Origin of the sequence: Microbacterium sorbitolivorans (genome assembly GCF_003327285.1) — a bacterium.
Classification (GTDB): Bacteria; Actinomycetota; Actinomycetes; order Actinomycetales; family Microbacteriaceae; genus Microbacterium; species Microbacterium sorbitolivorans.
This window is the reverse complement of the sequence record NZ_KZ848483.1, coordinates 1-2,317: the sequence shown is the minus strand read 5'-3', so window position 1 is coordinate 2,317 and position 2,317 is coordinate 1. Positions and strand designations below refer to the sequence as shown.

The 2,317-nt window shown below is 60.2% G+C and carries 2 protein-coding genes; one reads left to right on the top strand and one right to left on the bottom strand.

What is annotated here, in order from left to right; genetic code table 11:
* Positions 1-372: 372 nt before the first annotated feature.
* The gene (locus DTO57_RS14235) at positions 373-723 is read right to left on the bottom strand and encodes an ArsR/SmtB family transcription factor (protein ID WP_114118933.1); all 351 of its coding nucleotides are present in this window, start codon (positions 721-723) and stop codon (positions 373-375) included.
* A gap of 90 nt (positions 724-813) precedes the next feature.
* On the opposite strand from DTO57_RS14235, the gene DTO57_RS14230 reads away from it, so the two are divergent.
* Complete coding sequence (locus DTO57_RS14230; RefSeq protein ID WP_114118932.1) at positions 814-2,130, top strand: NAD(P)-binding domain-containing protein; 1,317 nt, start codon at positions 814-816, stop codon at positions 2,128-2,130.
* Positions 2,131-2,317: the final 187 nt, after the last annotated feature.

The window sequence follows — 2,317 nt, the reverse complement described above, 5'->3', positions numbered from 1 at the left end:
TTTGGCATTGGGCCCTCGGCGCTGACGGAGGCCATGGGCATGCTCAACCACCATTTCGCAGCAGCCGCCTGATCGGCGCAGAGCGACAGCCTACCTCTGACTGCCGCCAATCTTTGCAACAGAGCCAAGTCCCTTGCCCAGGAAGTAGACCCTTCGGTCCTCGCAAATCTTGTCGGAATCCACGTGCGAACCGCGGTGAAGTGGCGCAACGCTATTGCGGCCAGCCGTGCAAGATACGTTGGCGAGTTGCTGCGCTTGCCCGACTGAGACAGGCCAGGCCAACCGCGTTGTGACCTTTAGTTCTACCGTCCCACAACGAGTGAGCTTGACCTACTCGACCCTAGAGTGATTAGCTCCATGGCCTGGACTGCGTTATCTCACCATCACGTTTGTCGCCATAGTCAGCACGGAGGCCACTGGGCTGTAGTAGGCCCACCGACCTCGCTGCTCCCGTGTCACCAGGCCTGCCTCAACAAGTTGCTTCATGTGATGCGAGACCGTGGGCTGAGAAAGCCCGACAGGCTCCGTGAGGTCACACACGCACATCTCAGCGCCCGCACTGGCAGAAATCAGCGAGAGCAGCTTCACTCTCGTGGGATCACCGAGGGCCTTGAAGACCTTCGCAAGCTGCTGCGCTTCGAGGTCGCCAACGACATGCCGGTCAACTGTGTTGCAGCAACTTGCCTGAGTGTCCGTGGCGTCAACCGCTTCCAAAGTGTTCATGTAGACCATTCTGCCCCACGTATTGACACTTGTCGATATGAGCCTGTAGGCTTTCATACATCGAAGATCATCAATGGATGGAGATATGTGATGAACCAAGTTGTCGTAATCGGAGCCGGCCCCCAGGGGCTCGCCGCAGCCGCCCACTTGCTTGAGCGGGGCATAGACCTTCTCGTGCTCGAGGCAGGATCTGGCCCGGCTGCCGCTGTCGCAGAATGGGCGCATGTACGTCTCTTCTCGAAGTGGTCCGAAGTCATGGACAGCGCGAGTAAACGTCTCCTTTCGACTACGGAATGGGCAGAGCCTGGCGAGGGCTACCCAACCGGTGGCGAGTGGATCTCGCAGTACTTGGCACCGCTTGCTAGCGCGCTTGGCGATCGAGTGCGTTATGGTTCACGAGTTGTCGGAGTAAGCAAAAAAGGCCGCGACCGCTCCGTCGACGCGGGGCGCGAGGAGCAACCATTCGTCATTCACGTCGTGAACACTGACGGCAGCGAGGCGCGAATCGAAGCCAAGTCTGTCATCGATGCTTCCGGTACTTGGGGCACCCCCAGCCCTGCCGGGTCAGGTGGACTCCCCGCAATCGGCGAGAATGCTGCTGCGGTCGCAGGGGTCCTCGGTTACCAAATTCCTTCAACGGATGATGTACAAGCTCTCGCAGGAAAGCATGTCGTCGTTGTTGGCAACGGCGCGTCGGCCAAGACTGCAATCGTTCAGCTTGCTCGTGTCGTAGAACAGGATCCCGCAACGCAGGTCACTTGGGTGTTGCGTCGAGGTGTCGTGGGCAACACCTTTGGTGGCGGCGAAGCAGATGAACTACCTGAGCGCGGCGCACTCGGAGTGCTGGCGGAGAAAGCGGTCTCTGATGGACACGTAGCCCTCGTTACAGGATTCCGCACGGACTCAGTGTCGTTGAATGGTGCACAAGCCGTGCTGACGGCTGACGACGGCCGCTCGCTTGAGCTGGCTGATCAGGTGATCGTGCTCACAGGCTTCCGCCCCGATCTCTCAATCCTCTCGGAAGTTCGCCTCGATGTTGACCTTCGCCTCCAAGCACCGTCACGCGTCGCTACCGAAGTAGACCCAAATATTCACTCGTGTGGTTCGATCCGGGCGACCGGAGCCGCGGATCTTGCCCACCCAGACGCGGGGTTGTACATTGTTGGCGCTAAATCTTATGGGCGCGCCCCAACTTTCCTCGCACTCACCGGCTTTGAGCAAGTTCGTAGCGTTGCTGCGGAACTCGCCGGGGACCACGAAGCAGCGGAACGAGTGGACCTCGTGCTCCCTGACACAGGAGTGTGCGGTGGCGCGGGGCTATTCGATGCACCGGAAGAGACGACGGGCGGAGGTTGCTGCGCCGTAACTCCTGTAGGTATTGACCTCACCCCTGCTCTGAGTAACTAGGCCATAGTCCGGGGCCCTTTCATGCGGGAGGGGCCCCGTTCCCCTGAGGAGATACTCAGACTCGGGTGATATCGACGAGGTTGTGCGGCTGATGCACGACGCTGCGGCGTGGATGTCCGCCAAGGGAACGCCCGCCTGGGACGTCGCGCGGATCGACCGGACATTCGCGGAGACCTTCGTCCTGAGA